The following is an 18,549-nucleotide window of genomic DNA, read 5'->3' on the forward strand; positions in this document are numbered from 1 at the left end:
TGATTGTTATACAAGACCGTTGTGGTTAATGTAAATAAACCGAGAAACTAAATGAATAAAACAATATTTGAGATTACTAAAATGGACTGTCCTTCAGAGGAAAATCTAATCCGAATGAAATTGGACGGAATTCCAAGTATTGCGAATTTGGACTTTGACATTCCCAACCGAAAACTGACCGTTTTTCACAGCGGAGAAACTGACCAAATCGAAAAATCAGTTATCGAACTGAATTTAGGCGGAAAGAAAATCTCGACTGAACAAACCGACCAAACAGAATTTAATGAAAATGCAAACCAAAAAAAACTACTTTGGTCTGTACTTGCCATAAATTTTGCGTTTTTCATAATTGAAATGACAACAGGAATAATCTCAAAATCAATGGGATTGGTTGCCGACAGTTTAGATATGCTTGCGGACAGTTTCGTTTACGGAATTAGCTTGTTTGCGGTTGGTGGAACAGTAATAAAGAAAAAACGGATTGCCAAACTTGCTGGATATTTTCAAATAACACTTGCAATTATCGGATTTGTAGAAGTTTTAAGGAGATTTTTCGGAGACGAGAAATTACCAAACTTTTCGACAATGATTATCGTTTCAATTTTCGCACTTATTGCAAACGGAATTTGTCTTTACATTTTACAAAAGTCAAAAAGTAAGGAAGAGGCACATATGAAAGCAAGTATGATTTTCACTTCAAACGATGTGATTATAAATTTAGGAGTAATAACAGCTGGACTTTTGGTAAACTGGTTGAGTTCAAGCAAACCTGATTTGATTATCGGAACAATAGTTTTTGTTTTGGTAATTCAAGGTGCTTTTAGAATTTTAAAATTGAGTAAATAAATAAAAAAACACTAACCACAACAATGGCTATAAGTAATTGCTTGTTCTTGCCTACTTCTGAAAATCCTCGCGGATTTTCAGTTTGGTGTGTACTTGCAAAGTTAAGTGCTAACCCACGCAACTACTCATAGCCGAGACCGTTAGTCGTAATTGCTTGACCTTATAAAGACCACACACTAAGAAATTGAACAGTCAGAATTTAGAGTTTATTAAAGTAGATCCTGAAAGCCCATTGAATACAGAATGGGTTGAAAGCTTCATCAAAATAGGTAGCGCATGGGAGACATTTACAAAAACTTACAATGGTTCTATTTCTGGGAATTTGAGCGCATACGGGATTCATTTAGAATCTAAGATTGATTTTAAATTTGATTCAATATCATTTGAGGTTTTAAAAAGATTGGCAGATGTAAATGCTGGAAATTTGATGAACGACACCTACACTTATGTGACTACAATCAAGTTCGAAAAACCCATTACAAAATCACAAAAGCCTTTTAAGATAAAGTCAAAGAATTGGCTAAGACTCTTGTTTAATCCTTTTAACGGATTCAAAAAAACAAAATTGCTGAATGGCTTTATCTATTATGCAGATTCTAAAGAACAATTGGATAAGCTAATTGATCTTAATATAAGCGAATACCCCAATTTCGGATGGATTAAAAGATCAAATAGGGATATCATTATTCGATTGTACCATGCTGAAGACTCCTTTGAAGGAATCAATAATTATATTGAATTGCTTAAAAAACTACGACTAACATAACCTATACGCAATGCGGCTGTGGTGGTGCCGAAGCTTCTGTGCGTACACCCCGCTAAAGCTGGGCTTTGCTTTTTAAAAATGTATAACTTAAAATCAAATTACAGCTTTAGCTTACCAACCGTTAGACAAACACCAACCTGCTTGCTCAAATCGGTAGTTTCTTTTTTAGAGCTCATTCCCATTAAAATGACTCCAACAATTCCTGTACATGAAGCTCTTCTTTTCTATCTAAATGGAATTTTTAGACATCAAATCTGTTATGTACGCACTAGTAGATATTTCTAGTAAATAGTTATGACAGAACAATCGAAAGAATTCAAATATTCCATTTTAGAGCTTGCCTCTATGGGAGTAGGTTCAACCCATAATCAGACTTTTAAAAATAGCGTAGAACTAGCCCAAAAGGCAGAAAACTGGGGCTACCATCGCTTCTGGTTAGCCGAGCATCATAACATGGTTAGCATTGCTAGCTCTGCCACAGTAGTATTAATAGGCCACATTGCACAAAGTACAAACTCAATAAGAGTAGGCTCAGGTGGTATCATGCTTCCAAACCACTCCCCGCTAATTGTATCAGAACAATTCGGAACCTTAGGCTCACTTTATCCGAACCGAATAGATATGGGTTTAGGCCGAGCACCAGGGACAGACCAAGCAACAGCGCATGCCATAAGACCTGATAGAATGAAATCTGTGATGTCGTTTCCAGAAGAGGTCGCTCAAATTCAGCAGTATTTCTCACCAGAAAATAGCGCATCACACGTAAGGGCTTATGTAGCAGAAGGCACCAACGTTCCTTTGTACATTCTAGGATCAAGCACCGATAGCGCTCACTTGGCTGCCAAAATGGGACTCCCTTATGCCTTTGCTAGCCACTTTGCACCTGCACAGCTTTTTGAAGCTTTCAGTATTTATCATAATGAATTTCAACCCTCAGAATACCTAAAAAAACCATACACCATAGCCTGTGTAAATGTGATTGCAGCAGATACCGATCAAGAAGCCGAAAAGCTGTCTACTTCTTTAATCAGAATGATGTATGGCGTGCTAACAAACAACATTGATTATATGCAGCCGCCAACAGAAATGACGGCTGACTTAAAAGCATTAGCTGAACACGAAGCTTTTCAACGCATGCTGAAATATGCTTTTGTTGGATCGAAAGAGACGGTAAAAGAGAAAACAGAAGAGTTCATCAAACAAACTGGCATCAATGAAATTATGGTGGCTTCTCACATCTTCGATCATCAAGACAGACTTAGATCTTACCAGATTTTCTCTGAGATAATGCCCGAAATCAAGATGTGAAGTGAGCCTATAGATTAGCGTCATCGCGAGGAAAAAGTTTGGCTCTTGCCAAAGTTGTGACGTGGCAATCTGTTTGATAAGAGCAATAATGCAAAGAACAAGCAGATTACTTCGTCATAAAAGTTCGCTCTCGCAACTTTAATTCCTCGTAATGACGGTCTGAATTTACTCCTTTCCCCAATCCGGTTACAACTTCCTGAGATTGGGTTACTTGGGCTGAACTGAGTTCCACCACCTTTGTTATGTACAAATAGAAAGACCATGACAATGAGAAAAATAGCTTTAATAACTGGTGGTAGCAGAGGCCTTGGCCGAGATATGGCCATTAATATTGCTCAAAAAGGTTTAGATGTAGTAATCACCTACCACAGCAATAAAGAAGCAGCTAACAAAGTAGTAGCGGAAGTAGCCAAAACAGGCAGTAAGGCATTTGCTCTTCAACTCGACACAAGAGACATTAGCTCATTCGATTCATTTTATACTGAATTAGGAAGCATACTAGAGTCAGAGTATGGAAAAAAGCACTTTGACTACTTGGTAAACAATGCCGGAACAGGCATTTACAAACCTTTCGAGGAAACCACAGAAGCAGACTTTGACGACTTAATGAACATTCACTTTAAAGGAGTCTATTTCTTCACTCAAAAGACGCTATCATTTTTGAACGATGGTGGTGGCATTATCAATATTTCATCTGGCCTAGCAAGATTTACTCTTCCGGGTTCATCGGCTTATGCCTCCATGAAAGGTGCCGTTGAGACATTCACAAAGTATTTAGCCAAAGAATTAGGATCAAGAGGCATTAGAGCCAATGTGGTAGCTCCAGGAGCGGTAGCCACAGACTTCGGAGGTGGGTCGAACAGAGACGATGAAAAGAAACGATCGTTAATCTCTAACTTCACAGCCTTAGGCCGTGTAGGAGAACCAGAAGATATTGGCAGCATAGTGGCTTTTCTTTGCACTCACGATGCCCATTGGCTCACTGCTCAGAGAATTGAAGCTTCTGGCGGAACGTTGATTTAAAAATAGAACGTCATTCCGGAAAATCTTTTGATAATTTTTCCAATCAAAAGATTTATCCGGAATCTCAACCCCATCAGAGTCTCCAGTATGGGACTCTGATGAAAGGGTCAGCTCAGAGTCCTCAAAAGAGAGACTCTGAGTGAGATAAGTGGCTTTTCTATGCACAGACGATGCACATTGGCTCACTGCTCAGCGCATGGAAGCTTCTGGCGGAACGTTGATTTAATAAAGGCAGTTTCTACCCCTGCCCTAAAGGGTGAGAGATGAAAACTTGTCGACTGACGACAAAGTCCCCTTCAGGGCCCAAAGACATCGGGGTTAGGGGTAATACCTCCAGTATGGGACTCTGATAAAAGGATCAACTCAGAGTCCTCAAAAGAGAGACTCTGAGTGAGATAAGTGGCTTTTCAATGCACAGACGATGCGCATTGGCTCACTGCTCAGCGAATTGAAGCTTCTGGCGGAACGTTGATTTAAAAATAGAACGTCATTCCGGAAAATCTTTTGATAAATTTTCCAATCAAAAGATTTATCAGGAATCTCAACTCTATCAGAGTCTCCAACATAGGGCTTTGGTGAAAAAGATCAGCTCAGAGTCTGCAAGAGAAACCTCAGCGAGCTAAAGAGACTCTAAGAAAGTTAAAATGCCCCTTTCAAAAGGAGAAATAGCCCAATAAAAGTAAATTACATAAGTAATATGCATCGCATCAAATCCATAAGCGACTACCATCGGCTAGCCGGATTGCCAAAGCCAGAACATCCTCTAGTTAGCCTGGTTGATTACAGTCAGGTAAATTATCAAACAGAAAATGATGAGATCAGCATGGTATCTCCCTACTATTCCATCGCTATGAAGCATGGAGTACAAGGCAAAATGAAATATGGCCATCAACCTTATGACTTCGATGAAGGCCTGATGTCATTTGTTTCACCTGGCCAAGTAATCAGCGTAAAAGCCAATTATGAAAATGGCAGCAAACCATCGGGCTGGCTTCTTTTTATTCACCCAGACTTTCTATGGAATACGGCTTTAGCCAAGAAAATCAAACAGTATGAATTCTTTGGGTACAAGGTCAATGAAGCGCTCTTTTTATCTAACAAAGAAGAACAGTCAATGATTGGTATTCTAAAGAGCATTGAAGAAGAGTACCACTCCAATATTGATAGGTTTAGTCAGAACATCATTATCTCTCACATTGAAGTACTATTAAACTATGCTGATCGGTTCTATCAGAGACAATTTATCACCAGACAAATCAGTAACCATGCCGTATTAACCAAGGTTGAAGACTGGCTGAACGATTATTTCCAGCAAAAGAACATTCAGAATGAAGGCTTACCTTCTGTGCATCAGCTAGCCGAAGCCATAAATATGTCTCCCAACTACCTAAGTAGCCTCCTCAAAGCTCAAACTGGACAAAACACACAACAGCACATACAGACTAAACTTATAGAAGCGGCCAAAGAGAGGCTCTCTACCAGTCAGTTGAGCATTAGCGAAATAGCCTATGAACTAGGCTTTGAGCACAGTCAATCTTTTAGTCGGTTTTTCAAAAAGAAGGTTAACCTTTCTCCTTCTGACTTCAGGCAATCGTTCAACTAATAAAAAATTGTTGGTGAAAATTGATCGGAGCTACTGGGCAGCCCAACCTTCAACTTAAAGCTCACCTTAATTTACTAACTTCCGTAATGGGAAAAATGAAATCGTACAACACTGTAGAAGAGTACTTTGCCGATCAGTCTAGTGAAGTACTTAACAAACTACAGCAGCTTCGTCAGTGCATTCTCGAAGCTGCCCCACATGCTGAAGAAAAAATAAACTACGGCATTCCCTGTTATGCTCTTATTGAAAATGGCAAGCGCGATCAACAGGTAATGATGGCAGGTTATAAAAACCATATTTCGTTTTACCCATTCCCCACGGCAATAGATGCATTTAAAGAAGAGCTCGCTCCATACACTACAGGCAAAGGCACAGTGCAGTTTAAGATAGAAGAAAAATTACCCTTGGATTTGATCAAGCAGATTGTGATTTTCAGAGTTAAAGAATTAAACTCAACCCCTTAATTACAATATCAAAGCACACACAAATGAAATCGAGCTTCACTCTATTACTTATTATAGCACTAAATATTTCTGTTTTTAGCCAAGTAGCACACAACCGAAATGCAGACACTTTTGCTGAATGGACAGACGTAATTTCTTACTACCAAAAAGCCAATTCTCTTAATGATACTGAGGCTTCTCACTTTTCTTATGCTGGCACTTTTGGCTATATGCTCTTAGCCGAGTATGGCGGAACTATTCGAGCTATAGAAAAAACTGACCTAGAATATTTCAATAAGCTTTTAAGTAGCTTTTTTGGCCAAGATGCTAAAGGCTTATTTAAACATGAGGTACTTTTAAATACGCCTGAAGGCCCCATTTACCTTCCTATTCAGGAGTCGTTGATTACCTATTGGAAACAAGAACTAAAAAAAGGTGACCAAATGGCCGTTAGAATCAGGGCCTATGGTGCATTAAAAAAAGACAATGACACCAAATGGTTTTTTGGAATCAACTCTTACGGATCGGATGAATATGAATACCTATGGGAAACAGCACTAGAAAGCCTGAACCAAGGACGCAAAGAAAATGGCCTAAATTGTATATATAAACTAATGGAATTAGACCCAACTGATGGTCGAAATCATGCAGTAATTGCATATAATTATTACAGTGAAGGATTTCCAGACAACAGGGAACTGATGCTAAAAAGCGACTCTGTCTTTGAGATTTCTCAAAAGCTTTCGCCAGATCATGGATATCATTATTACCAAAGGGCATTGGTGAAAATTAGACTAGAAGAATATAAAGCGGCTTGGAGCAACATAGAAATGGCAAGAAAACTAGGTGTGCCCAAAGAAGAGTTCTACGAACCGATTATGCAAGAACTTGAAGAAGCACTGCCTTATAAACAATACCTTTCAGACAAGAAGAAGTAGCAAAAAAAGAGGCTACCTCAAAGGCTAACTGTCATTCTCGATTGCAATCTGGAACAACGAAATATTAGCTTTTGAGATAGCCTTTATCTATAGGAAGATTTTAGCCTAGTCTGCCTGAGGAGCCCAACTGCTACACAACATGCCTTCTGCAGCTTTTTGAGGGTGAGCACAAGAGTCTGTATTGTTCCTTAAGCAATTATTACAATCTCTATCTAAATCTAGCTTGAAAATAAGCGAGAATCTATCGCAGGTATAATTTTCATTTACTTTCAGTTTATGAACTGAACACATGTTCTCAGTAGATAACGATTCGCAATGAGAACAATTAGAGGCTAATCTTATTGACATATCTTTTTTCCTTTTTAGTTTATTCAATATACGCCCAGAAATTTGTAATTGTTTGACTATCAAGCAATCTCAATTTAGACTGAATTCAATCAAGCTTGTATTGTATTGATTTACAATGGCTAATTGATCACTTTTACCCAAAAGCCCACTATGCCCCCTAAGCAGATTGTTGAGCGTTTTGTTGAACACTTTAACCAAGCAGATGCCAATGCGCTCGCAGCGCTCTATACAGAAGACGCAATAAACCATCAGGTAGCCAACTCACCAGTAAAAGGTAGAGAGCATATCCGTACCATGTTTCAGTCTGAATTTGACAATGCAGAAATGACCTGCATTGTAGAAAACATCTTTGAAGATGAAGATTGGCCATTTTAGAATGGAAAGATCCTTTAGGACTAAGAGGGTGTGGTTTCTTTCAGATTGAAAATGGCAAAATTAAACTGCAAAGGGGCTACTGGGACAAACTCTCTTTCTTAAGAATGCATGGCCTCCCAATCCCTAAAGAATAAGGCTCTCATTTGTAATTCAGGTTGTGTTTCTCATCACTGTTGATCAGCTCATCCTGGCTAAATCATGTATTTGCATAGGCTACATTCATTGGTTATTTTCATTGGATTTTTTCTTCAACACAAATACAACATCATGAATATCAGATTTTTAGCCAAAACCGCTGGCATAAGCTATATAGTAATATTTTTTGCTGCCATTTTTGCCAACTTCTTTGTTTTGGAGGCACTATTAGCTACTCCCTTAGAAACCGTTCAGAACAACGAGATAACCGTAAGGTTCGGAATAGTAGCCTTTCTTCTCACTGTCTTTTTTGATGTTATAGTCGCTTGGGCACTTTTTGAAATGTACAAAGAGCATGTATTTACAAGGTTAAGTACCTATTTAAGAATAATGCATGCGGCTATAATGGGAGCCGCCATCTTTGCTCTTCCTTTAGCTCTAAAAGCAACAACTGCCGATGCCATTTTACATCAGGTTGAAGCATTCAATAACATGTGGCTTATTGGTTTATTTTTCTTTGGAGGCCACCTCATTCTCTTAGCTAGAATTGCCAAGCCACCTAAGTGGATCATGATTTTTCTTACGCTCGCGGGAATCATGTATATGGTAGATACTGTTGCACATTTTATTATGCCCAACTACTCAGAATATGCTGATGTCTTCTTAATGCTAGTAGCCATACCGAGTATTTTGGGAGAAATGGCATTTGCTATTTGGCTCCTACTAAAAGCAGGAAAATGAAGTTTACTTCCATCAAACTATACGACAAAATGGTAAAGCAAGTCTTAAGCGAAGGCTTGCCCAAAGAGGCCATACCAAGTATTCCTTTGGTGGAAGGTAATGAAAGACCGGACGCAGTGCCAGCAGACCTATTCTTTGAGCTTCATGAAATAGCTCATGAGAAATTACCAACCGGGTGTGCCCTCAGGGTTGGGTCTAATATGGAAATGGATGACTATGGAGTATTAGGCCTCTCTTGGAAGACATGCTCTAAAGCACGCGACCTCTTCGATAGAAGCGTCAGGTATTTTAACCTGCTCACGAATACTTATGTATTTGAAGTTGAAGACATTGGAGAACACTCTCGGATCTATCTCCATAGAGAACCCTACAGAATGGGAGTAGCAAGATCTAACGAGGCCACTTTTTCTGCCACAGTTACGGTTGTTCAGGCCATAACGGGGGAAAAATTCTTTCCCGTTGAGGTTTCCTTTCAACACCAACCACACGAAAACCTAGCCCTATACAACGAAACCTTTCGCTGTCCGATAAACTTTGAGCAGCCTCATAATTACATCACATACCGCAGAACCGACCTAAACACCAGAACCGCTAAAGCTGACGAAAGTATTAATCGGTTTTTGAGTGAGCGTATGGACGAAGAAGCAAAAGGAATAGAAATTAGTGCATACAAACTATTGGCAGATATTAAAAAACTGGTGACAAACGCCCTTCCCAGTGGCATACCAAGCATAGAGAGAATAAGCGAGGCCTTAGGCCTGAGTAAAAGATCTTTAAACCGAAGACTATCAGAAAGTGGCTATAATTATAGAAACCTGGTGAGCCAGACACAGCAAGAGATTTCAGAGGACCTACTAAGAAATACCGACAATTCAGTTGGAGAGATAGCTTTTAGAACAGGCTTTTCAGAGCAAAGTGCTTTCAACAGGGCCTTTAAACGCTGGACTGGTACTTCACCAGTAGAGTTTAGAAAATCGCAATAGAAATATCCAGTTGGCACAAAGTGTCAAAAAGCTGGCGCGAAAAATCAATAAAACCATCTATATCAGCCCCAATTTTGCTGCTGTTAAAAAGCAAGCAGCATGGAGCTACCTCTTAGAACAATCATCACTTTTTTAGCCCTACTCACCACAGGGCTATCGGCCGGGCTATTTTATGCATGGCAGGTTTCGGTAATTTCTGGCACCAAAAGAGTTTCAGATCAGAGCTATCTAGAAACCATGCAGCATATTAACAGAGCCATTCTTAACCCTTGGTTCATGTTCATCTTTATTGGTGCTTTGGCCTTTTTAATTTGGAGCACATACCTCCATTATCAGATGGTAGATAAAGGTGTTTTCATACTACTCCTTTTGGCCACACTAAGTTATGCAGGAGGTACGTTCGCAGTGACTGCCGCAGGAAATGTTCCGCTTAACAATTGGTTAGACTCCATTAATCTCACTGCTTTAATCGACTTACGACTAGTAGAAATTAGAGCCAATTATGAGGTTAAGTGGAATAGATATCACCTCATACGAACAGTGTTTTCGGTAATCTCCTTTTCACTTCTCTTAGTAGCTCTACTCACTCAGAATAAAAATTAAAATCAATTATACCTGAGCCGAAAGGTTCATTAAAACTCAAAAACAACAAGGTTATGAAAAAACAAATTTTGGTTATTGGCGCTACTGGTAAAACAGGAAGTAGAGTAGCTAAGCTATTGAAAGAAGAAGGGCATGCCGTTCGAAATGGAAGCAGGTCTGAAAACCCATCATTCGATTGGCAAAAAACAGAATCTTACGAGGCTGCATTGGCCGGAATGGATGCCGTCTACATCTCTTACTATCCAGATTTGGCCGTACCTGGAGCCAAAGAAGCTATTGAGCAACTAACTGAAGCAGCCAAACGAGCGAATGTAGAAAAACTGGTTCTACTTTCCGGAAAAGGCGAAAAAGAAGCTGAGGCTTGTGAACAAATAGTGGCCAACTCAGGGTTGAAACACACCTTGGTAAGAGCCTCTTGGTTCAACCAAAACTTTAGCGAGAGCTTTTTATTAGACCCAATTTTGGCAGGCGAAGTGGCACTACCCATGGCCGAAGCCGAAGTACCCTTTGTAGATGCCAACGACATTGCAGAAGTAGCTGTACAAGCGCTGCTCAACGACAAATGGAATGGCCGAACCTTAACGGTTACTGGCCCAGAAAAACTGAACTTCAAACAGGTTGTGCAAGAAATTGCCAATACCACGGGTAGAAACATCGCTTTTCAAGGAGTGAGCATAGAAGCCTACGCAAAAATGATGAAAGAGGCAGGCTTGCCGCAAGATTACATTTGGCTCTTCTCCTACCTATTTAAAGAAGTGTTAGGCAACGCGGAAAACCAGACCATATCTCACGACATAAATGAGGTTTTAGGTAGGGAAGCAACCAACTTTAGAAGCTACGCAGAAAAAACAGCACGAACCGGTATTTGGAATAAGCCTTCAAAAGTACTACAGTATAAACATTAGAATAATTGTTCTGCCTCAGACCTTTGAGGCAGAACATCCTAAAACAGGCTTACTGTCATTTTCTTTTACAACCAGGTTTAACAATAAACTTTTTCAGACAATATGAAGTTTGCTTTTGTTGTACTTTGCCCTTTCTAATAGGATGGCAAGAACATGAGAGAATTTGACAGTACCATTTCCATTTTTGGTTCTACAGATTTACGTTTAGTAGATAGAAATGAATACTCCATAAACCTAGATGAGCCAACAAACGGATTGGTTATACTCTACATCGATGGAAAATCAGCCGACTTTGTTCACGATGCGCTCGAAGAAGAAGTGAGAGCTATTGACCATCTAATAGACCATCAGGACACGATATTCCCTAAAATTCAAGAAGCACTTTCGCGTATTAACAGAAGTACAAACAGGCTAGGGCTATTCTCGGCTAGCCTTGGAGATAAGCACGAAGAAGGTTACACCTATATCACCTTAAAATTCATTGATCCTGAAGGAGAAACGGTTAAGCTTCTACTCAACAAGGACAAAATAATTTCGGCCTCCAATTAAAGAACACCTCTAATGAACTACATCATTAACACCGTTGATAAAAGCGAATATACAAGCATTATTGAAGTATGGGAGGCATCTGTAAGAGCTACACATCACTTTTTATCTGAAGCAGATATCGCGTATTTCAAACCACTGATTCTCAACCAGTACCTTGACTTGGTAGAACTTAGAAGTCTAAAAAATTCGGATGGTAAAATTGTCGGCTTCTTGGGAGCAGCCGAAGGAAATTTAGAAATGCTTTTTCTTCACCCTGACTTACGAAGAAAAGGTTTGGGGAAATTATTGCTTAACTACGCCATAGAGCAATTAAGAATTCAGAAGGTTGATGTTAACGAACAGAACCCTGAGGCCACGGCCTTCTACCTTAAGCAGGGTTTTGCTGTGATAGGCAGGTCTGAAACCGACCCGCAAGGAAAGCCTTACCCTATTTTGCACTTAAAGCTTAAGTAAAAAAGAGGCTACCTCAAAAAGCTAACAGTCATTCTCTCCTCCACTTAGGTAAATCTTGAGCATACCAAGTCGGCATTCAGGCCCGATGGAGGTTCCCAGCCAAGCTGGGAATGATGAAGACAAGCGTTTTTTTTGAGACAGCCTCTAAACTATTTATAACTCAAGCAGCTAGGCCAAATCGAACCTATCAGCCATCATAACCTTATTCCATGCTGCTACAAAATCATTAACAAATTTCGATTCGTTATCATTTTGAGCATAAACTTCTGCTAAAGCTCTAAGTTCTGAGTTAGAACCGAAAATCAAATCGGCTCGGGTGCCAGTCCACTTCACCTCACCAGTCTTTCTATCCTTACCTTCGAAGACCTCATTGTCATCTGTTTTAGGCTTCCATTCAGTAGACATATCCAGTAAGTTCTTAAAGAAGTCATTTGAAAGTTGACCAGGATTTTCGGTAAACACACCGTGCTTAGAATCATCGTAGTTGGTATCTAGCATTCTCATACCACCAACTAATACCGTCATTTCAGGAGCAGTGAGGGTCAATAATTGAGCTTTATCTACCAAAAGCTCTTCTGTAGACACCTCAAACCTTGTTCTTCTATAGTTTCTGAAACCATCGGCATATGGTTCTAAGTATTGCATAGCTTCAGCATCCGTCTGTTCTTCAGAGGCATCGGTTCTGCCTGGCGTGAATGGTACGCTTACATCGTATCCACCATCTTTAGCCGCTTTTTCTATTGCAGCACAGCCACCTAGCACTATGAGGTCTGCCAGAGAAACTTTTTTATTTCCAGACTGATTGGCATTAAACTCTTCTCGGATGCTGCCCAAAGTATCTAACACTTTAGCCAACTGCTCAGGCTTATTAACTTCCCAATCTTTTTGTGGAGCTAAACGCACCCTAGCGCCATTCGCACCCCCTTTAAAATCTGAACCCCTAAAGGTTGAGGCAGATGCCCACGCAGTAGAAACTAGTTCAGAAATTGAAAGCCCTGAGGCTAAAATATTCCCTTTTAGTTCTTCTACATCTTTATCATCTACCAGCTCATGATCTACTTCAGGAAGCGGATCTTGCCAAATTAGTTCTTCACTAGGTACTTCAGGCCCAAGATACCTAGAGATTGGCCCCATATCTCTGTGTGTCAACTTGTACCAAGCTCGAGCAAAAGCATCTGCAAACTGATCAGGATTCTCTAAAAACCTCCTCGATATTTTCTCATACTCAGGATCCATTCTGAGCGAAAGGTCTGTAGTTAGCATAGTTGGCTTATGCTTCTTGTTTGGGTCGAAAGCATCTGGAATTGTAGCCTCTGCGTCTTTAGCAACCCACTGCTTAGCACCTGCTGGGCTTCTTTCCATTTCCCACTCATAAGCGAAAAGATTTTCAAAGAACTTATTACTCCATTGAGTAGGCGTTTGCGTCCAAGTAACTTCTGGACCACCAGTAATAGCATCAGGACCAGAGCCACTTTTATGTGAGCTCATCCACCCAAACCCCTGAAGTTCAATAGAAGCTCCTTCAGGTTCAGAACCTACATGCTTGCTTGGGTCTGCCATTCCGTGGGTTTTACCGAAAGAGTGACCACCTGCAATTAACGCTACGGTCTCTTCATCGTTCATGGCCATTCTTTTAAAGGTCTCTCTAATGTCTTTAGCAGCAGAAACAGGATCTCCGTTTCCGTTAGGACCTTCTGGGTCTACATAAATAAGCCCCATAACCACAGCAGCCAACGGATCTTCCAAGTCTCTCTCTCCCGAGTATCTCTTATCTCCAAGCCAAGTGGTTTCCGAACCCCAATAAACATCTTCTTCTGGTTCCCATACATCGGCTCTACCACCTCCAAAACCGAAAGTCTTAAAGCCCATAGATTCTAAGGCAACGTTTCCAGTAAGCACCATTAAGTCGGCCCAAGAAATTTTGTTTCCATACTTCTGCTTAATAGGCCAAAGCAACCTTCTTGCTTTGTCTAGGTTGGCATTATCTGGCCAACTATTTAATGGCGCATACCGTTGCTGACCGGTACCTGCACCACCACGACCGTCACCAATACGGTAAGTTCCGGCAGCATGCCAAGCCATGCGAATAAACAAACCTCCATAATGACCAAAATCGGCTGGCCACCACTCTTGAGAGTCGGTCATCAAATCTGTCAAGTCTTTCTTAAGTGCCTCGTAATCGAGCTTTTTGAATTCCTCTGCATAGTCAAAATCTTCACCCATTGGGTTAGATAAAGATGAATTTTGACGAAGGATATTCACGGGTAACTGGTTGGGCCACCAGTCTTTGTTTCTCGTACCACCGCCTGCTGCTTGTTTAGGCGCTGTACCACCAAAAAATGGGCAATCGTTTATATCGCCCAGCTTACCATGAGGTTTGTTACTTTCCATATTGATAATTTTCTTTTACGTTCAACAGTATTAAAGATCCGATATAAAAAGACAATAAACATGTCATTCATATTTATATAATCTATACTCTATCGGACTTAATTATGAACTAGAATTTACACTATTAAGAATGAAAGGTCAAGATTTGTTTAGTGCAGCTGCACCACACATCACTGAAAACCAAAAAGATACATTTTTTCATGAATCGAATTATCCACTAAAAGACCATAGGTAGGTGGAATATATCTACTAGCAGAAGCTTATATACTAATACTTCTCGTACCAATCGAAATGCTGACCGATCAATTGATCTTTGTTCTGCTCTATATGTTCTAAATATGCTTTAGCAACTGGCGATAGGTTCTTAGACTTCATCCAAATGAGGTTCCACTGAGTAATTATTGGTAGGCCTTTTAAGGGGATAATTTCCAACTGATGGCTTTTAAGTTCATTTTTCAGGCCAATTAATGGCATAATTGAATATCCCAATCCCGCAATAACCGCCTGCTTAACGGCCTCATTGGAAGTTAATTCTAGTTTCTTATAGGTAGAAATTGACCTGGACTGAATGAACTCTTCCATTGCATTTCTTGTAGCTGAGCCCTCCTCCCTGTATATGAGAGGATACTTTTTAAGGAAGCCCATCTTCTTGTCTTTAGCCTCTACTTTCAACTGAGGACTACCCACCAAATAGAGTTTATTTTTTAACAGTGGCACCCGCTCGGCCTTTAGCTGATCTGGCACCACAGACACTAACGAAAAGTCTACTTCATTGCGCTCCAAACTCTCAATAACTCGTGTTTTATTGGTAACATCCATCACCAAATCTACTCCCCTATTGTGGTTCATAAATTCAGATAGAAAGTAGGGCATTACATACTTGCCAGTTGATACAACCGACACCTTCAGTCTTCCCGCCAGTTGATTTTTATAAGTGAGTGTTTTGTAGTTTATGGCCTGTACTTCGTTTAGAATTTTCTCTGCTGTTTCTGCAATTTCTTTTCCAAAATCAGTGATATAAAGCTGCCTTCCTACTATTTCAAACAGGGGTACAGAGAACTGTTCTTGAAATTTTTTAAGCTGAATTGAGATGGCTGGCTGGGTTAAAAACAGCTCTTCCGCAGCCTTTGTAACACTCTGAACCTGAGCTATTTTATGGAATATCCTGAGTTGATGAAGTGTGTAATCCATAAATTTTATTTATGCTTTTCATATCAAATATAAATAAAAATTAATCAATGTCGCTACACATCTTTGTGCCCGAAACCAAAGAATAGCAGATGAATAGTTCTACTTCAAAACTTACACAAAAAGCGGCCGATCAGAAGGCTTCTAGCCGACTAGACCAAAGTGTTCAGCAGTACTCTGCAAGAGTCTTATTTCTGGGCATAGTAATTATGGCGTTAGGCTGCTGGCTAGTACCAGTGAGCAGGCTAAGCAGCGCTCTTATTGGCCCAGCACTATCGGCAGCTGCTGTCATATTCTTAGTAGCAATCAATTATGTAATCAGTCCTAAACAGAAGTAAAATGATCAAAGAACAAAAAAACAAGGTGGAGCTTCTTAGTAGAGAGCTTTCTCCAGCAAAAGCCAAAGCGAGTATCAATGGTTTAATTTCAAAAATTAATCAACAATTGAATCAGGAGAGTCTGGAGCAATTTGAAAAAGGCGTAAACGGTCAAGCAGCCTCTTCTCTTCAAGCCCAACTCTCTCAGCTAAAAGTACAACAGCAAGAGCTCAACGACAGAATCGGTCAGGCAGAAGGCCTTGGTTGCGATGTTCAGTTTAGCCTGAAGTTCGAACTCAATCTTATCAAGTAAAACTGCCGTAGCAGCAAAATGGAATTACAGCTTTTACTAGACAACCTTACAAACCCGGCTCTTCTCTTTTTCTTTCTTGGTCTTTTAGCGGTTCAACTTAAGTCAGATCTAGAGATTCCGGGTACTTCTTCCAAATTCATTTCTTTATACCTCTTATTCTCCATTGGCTTTAAAGGCGGGCAAGAACTAGCTCACAGCCAGCTAGACTCAGAAATTATGTGGTCTTTACTTTTCGGCATTCTATTGGCCTTAGTAATACCGCTGTACACATTCTTTTTTCTGAAAAGAAAACTGGGCGTCTGGAATGCTGGTGCCATTGCTGCCTCTTACGGCTCGGTGAGTGCTGTAACCTTTGTTACTTCAGTTTCATTTCTAGAAATGCTAGAAATAGACTTTGGCGGTCATATGGTGGCAGTTATGGCCTTAATGGAAGCCCCATCAATTATTGTTGGTGTTCTATTACTCAACCTATTCAATAAAGAAGTTGAGCACAAAGTGTCTTTTGGACATGTATTAAAGCATGCGCTAACCAATGGAAGTGTTATACTAATTATTGGTAGTTTGATTATTGGTTTTTTGGCAAATGATGCACAGGCACAAGGAATAGAGCCATTTACTACAGACATTTTCAAAGGGTTTTTAGCGGTATTTCTACTAGACATGGGTATTACCAGCGGAAAGAAGTTAGCCTCGTTTCTGCAAAACGGATGGTTTGCTCTGGCTTTTGCCATCATAGTACCACTCATCAACGGATGTGTTGTGGCGGTTATCAGTCAATGGGTTACCAGCTCAGAAGGCAATCAGTTTCTATTTGCCATTTTAGCGGCAAGCGCCTCGTACATTGCAGTGCCAGCAGCCATGAAGTTGGCAGCACCTAAGGCCAACCCTAGCCTTTATTTGCCTATGGCTCTGGCTATTACTTTTCCACTCAACATAACACTAGGCATGCCCTTATATTTATCAATTATCCACGCGTTTTAGAACCTAAGAGCTATAAGCACAGAAAACACATCTAAAAGGCAGAATTAAAGCCTCAAAAGGGGCAATTAGAGGGTGTTTACGGGAGTCTTTTAAACGAAAAGGCCTAATTTCGCCTTGTCACAACACAGGTCAATGAAAAGTAAGTTTGACAGCGCGCAAAAAAGAAGAAAGAAAAGAATCATTCGTCAGTATGCGCTGTTTTGGCCTCCCGCTCTTGTTTTTCTTACTATAGTTAGAAGTATTGGTACCGAAGAAATTGGCTCCTTCGACCCAGGCATTACAATGTCTATTATTCTGGCTGCTACTTTTGGAGTAATTGGAGGTATAATTTCTGGTAGTCTTCAGTATATACTAGAAGAGAAAATTTACGGTAAAGCTTCTGTGCTTAAGCTCGGTTTGGCCAAAGGGGCTTTCATAATTCTCTTCCTGGTACTGTTTATTGTTTTGGCTTTTATAGTCACCAAAGTGGTATTTAAACATAACATAGCATTTTGGACATTTGTAATGGACGAAGGAAGTGGTCCAGTATACTTTTATATTATAACGGTAGACATATTTATGACCCGGCTTCGTCAGGTAAACCTAATGCTAGGAGAAGGCAACCTCACCAAACTCCTGACTGCTAAGCTGTACATTCCGCATGAAGAAGAGCGAATATTTATGTTTTTAGACCTTCAGTCTTCTACCTCAATTGCAGAAAAACTAGGCCATATTAAATACAGTCAGCTAATACAAGATTGCTTTTATGATTTAGGGGTGGTAGACGAATATGAAGCTGAAATTTATCAGTATGTAGGCGATGAAGCCGTGCTTACTTGGGAGTTAAACAAAGGGCTAAATAAAGACCAATGTCTCAACTCTTACTTTGCTTTTATAGAGACTCTTGAACGAAAAAAAGACTATTACTTAAAGAAGTACGATACCGCTCCGTCTTTTAAAGCTGCTCTTAACTGTGGACGAGTTACCGCAACCGAAGTTGGGCGATATAAAAAGGAAATTGCCTACCATGGAGACACACTCAATACAGCTGCCCGAATATTGGCCAAATGCAATGAGTTTAATGAAATGATCCTTATCTCTGAAAACTTAAGAAGACTAGTTAAATCGAGCCATTTTGAGTTCAAATTAATAGGTGATGTTCCCTTGAGAGGAAAAACAGAAACTGTGGAGATATTTGCGGTGAACCCCAAGCAAGCTCAATCTGAACCAAACACGAATATCAACAACCAGAGCTTGTAAAAGCCATAGCGCATTATTGATCTGTCACAATAATGGACATTCTAGAGTTCGAAACTGTTCAGTAAAAAAACACAAAACCTCATCATATTGTATGAATTCAA

The 18,549-nt window shown here is 40.0% G+C and carries 20 protein-coding genes; 18 read left to right on the forward strand and 2 right to left on the reverse strand.

Features of this window, described 5'->3' with window-relative positions; translation table 11 throughout:
• The first annotated feature begins 51 nt into the window (after positions 1 to 51).
• The 14 genes from T7867_RS00920 to T7867_RS00985 all read left to right on the forward strand — a co-directional run bounded on the left by T7867_RS00920 (position 52) and on the right by T7867_RS00985 (position 12,019).
• Positions 52 to 846, forward strand: a complete 795-nt coding sequence (locus T7867_RS00920; RefSeq protein ID WP_068219644.1) for a cation transporter — start codon at positions 52 to 54, stop codon at positions 844 to 846.
• A gap of 184 nt (positions 847 to 1,030) precedes the next feature.
• Positions 1,031 to 1,612: a hypothetical protein gene (locus tag T7867_RS00925; protein ID WP_068219640.1), complete on the forward strand. Its 582-nt coding sequence runs from the start codon at positions 1,031 to 1,033 to the stop codon at positions 1,610 to 1,612.
• A gap of 294 nt (positions 1,613 to 1,906) precedes the next feature.
• Positions 1,907 to 2,920, forward strand: a complete 1,014-nt coding sequence (locus T7867_RS00930) for an LLM class flavin-dependent oxidoreductase (RefSeq protein ID WP_322299745.1) — start codon at positions 1,907 to 1,909, stop codon at positions 2,918 to 2,920.
• Positions 2,921 to 3,187: 267 nt separating this feature from the next.
• Entirely contained in the window at positions 3,188 to 3,943 is a 756-nt protein-coding gene (locus tag T7867_RS00935; protein WP_322299746.1) for an SDR family oxidoreductase, read from the forward strand.
• A 697-nt stretch (positions 3,944 to 4,640) separates the two neighbouring features.
• Positions 4,641 to 5,546 carry a helix-turn-helix domain-containing protein gene (locus T7867_RS00940; protein ID WP_185101240.1) on the forward strand — a complete coding sequence of 302 codons (906 nt, stop codon included), beginning with the start codon at positions 4,641 to 4,643 and terminating at the stop codon, positions 5,544 to 5,546.
• A gap of 95 nt (positions 5,547 to 5,641) precedes the next feature.
• Positions 5,642 to 6,010, forward strand: coding sequence for an iron chaperone (locus tag T7867_RS00945; RefSeq protein WP_221405981.1), 369 nt, complete (start codon positions 5,642 to 5,644; stop codon positions 6,008 to 6,010).
• 23 nt (positions 6,011 to 6,033) lie between these two features.
• Positions 6,034 to 6,927 carry a tetratricopeptide repeat protein gene (locus T7867_RS00950; RefSeq protein WP_068219623.1) on the forward strand — a complete coding sequence of 298 codons (894 nt, stop codon included), beginning with the start codon at positions 6,034 to 6,036 and terminating at the stop codon, positions 6,925 to 6,927.
• A 498-nt stretch (positions 6,928 to 7,425) separates the two neighbouring features.
• Positions 7,426 to 7,650: a YybH family protein gene (locus T7867_RS00955; RefSeq protein WP_245660224.1), complete on the forward strand. Its 225-nt coding sequence runs from the start codon at positions 7,426 to 7,428 to the stop codon at positions 7,648 to 7,650.
• 267 nt (positions 7,651 to 7,917) lie between these two features.
• The gene (locus tag T7867_RS00960; RefSeq protein ID WP_068220782.1) at positions 7,918 to 8,526 is read left to right on the forward strand and encodes a DUF4386 domain-containing protein; all 609 of its coding nucleotides are present in this window, start codon (positions 7,918 to 7,920) and stop codon (positions 8,524 to 8,526) included.
• Positions 8,523 to 9,509, forward strand: coding sequence for a helix-turn-helix domain-containing protein (locus tag T7867_RS00965; protein WP_068219617.1), 987 nt, complete (start codon positions 8,523 to 8,525; stop codon positions 9,507 to 9,509). Before T7867_RS00960 ends, T7867_RS00965 begins: the two co-directional genes overlap by 4 nt.
• Positions 9,510 to 9,608: 99 nt before the next feature.
• Positions 9,609 to 10,112, forward strand: coding sequence for an anthrone oxygenase family protein (locus T7867_RS00970; protein WP_068219614.1), 504 nt, complete (start codon positions 9,609 to 9,611; stop codon positions 10,110 to 10,112).
• A gap of 53 nt (positions 10,113 to 10,165) precedes the next feature.
• Positions 10,166 to 11,017: an NmrA family NAD(P)-binding protein gene (locus T7867_RS00975; protein ID WP_068219612.1), complete on the forward strand. Its 852-nt coding sequence runs from the start codon at positions 10,166 to 10,168 to the stop codon at positions 11,015 to 11,017.
• 153 nt (positions 11,018 to 11,170) lie between these two features.
• Entirely contained in the window at positions 11,171 to 11,566 is a 396-nt protein-coding gene (locus T7867_RS00980; RefSeq protein ID WP_068219610.1) for a hypothetical protein, read from the forward strand.
• Between the two features lie 12 nt (positions 11,567 to 11,578).
• The gene (locus T7867_RS00985) at positions 11,579 to 12,019 is read left to right on the forward strand and encodes a GNAT family N-acetyltransferase (RefSeq protein ID WP_068219607.1); all 441 of its coding nucleotides are present in this window, start codon (positions 11,579 to 11,581) and stop codon (positions 12,017 to 12,019) included.
• A 168-nt stretch (positions 12,020 to 12,187) separates the two neighbouring features.
• Here the strand turns inward: T7867_RS00985 and katG are convergent, their stop codons facing one another.
• Both katG and T7867_RS00995 read right to left on the reverse strand, forming a co-directional pair.
• Complete coding sequence (katG, locus tag T7867_RS00990) at positions 12,188 to 14,410, reverse strand: catalase/peroxidase HPI (RefSeq protein ID WP_068219604.1); 2,223 nt, start codon at positions 14,408 to 14,410, stop codon at positions 12,188 to 12,190.
• Positions 14,411 to 14,677: 267 nt separating this feature from the next.
• A complete protein-coding gene (locus tag T7867_RS00995; RefSeq protein WP_068219601.1) occupies positions 14,678 to 15,601 on the reverse strand; it encodes a LysR family transcriptional regulator in 924 nt (307 codons plus the stop codon).
• Positions 15,602 to 15,690: 89 nt separating this feature from the next.
• Between T7867_RS00995 and T7867_RS01000 the strand changes: the two genes are divergently transcribed.
• From T7867_RS01000 to T7867_RS01015, 4 genes are all read left to right on the forward strand, one after another.
• On the forward strand, positions 15,691 to 15,936 hold the full coding sequence (locus T7867_RS01000) for a hypothetical protein (protein ID WP_068219599.1): 246 nt from the start codon (positions 15,691 to 15,693) through the stop codon (positions 15,934 to 15,936).
• A gap of 1 nt (position 15,937) precedes the next feature.
• Positions 15,938 to 16,228 carry a hypothetical protein gene (locus tag T7867_RS01005; RefSeq protein WP_068219596.1) on the forward strand — a complete coding sequence of 97 codons (291 nt, stop codon included), beginning with the start codon at positions 15,938 to 15,940 and terminating at the stop codon, positions 16,226 to 16,228.
• A gap of 18 nt (positions 16,229 to 16,246) precedes the next feature.
• The gene (locus T7867_RS01010; protein ID WP_068219593.1) at positions 16,247 to 17,209 is read left to right on the forward strand and encodes a sodium-dependent bicarbonate transport family permease; all 963 of its coding nucleotides are present in this window, start codon (positions 16,247 to 16,249) and stop codon (positions 17,207 to 17,209) included.
• A 132-nt stretch (positions 17,210 to 17,341) separates the two neighbouring features.
• Positions 17,342 to 18,448 (forward strand): adenylate/guanylate cyclase domain-containing protein, encoded by a 1,107-nt coding sequence (locus T7867_RS01015; protein WP_068219590.1) that lies wholly within the window; start codon positions 17,342 to 17,344, stop codon positions 18,446 to 18,448.
• Positions 18,449 to 18,549: the final 101 nt, after the last annotated feature.

The sequence above is a fragment of the Roseivirga spongicola genome, assembly GCF_034376045.1.
Taxonomy (GTDB): Bacteria; Bacteroidota; Bacteroidia; order Cytophagales; family Cyclobacteriaceae; genus Roseivirga; species Roseivirga spongicola.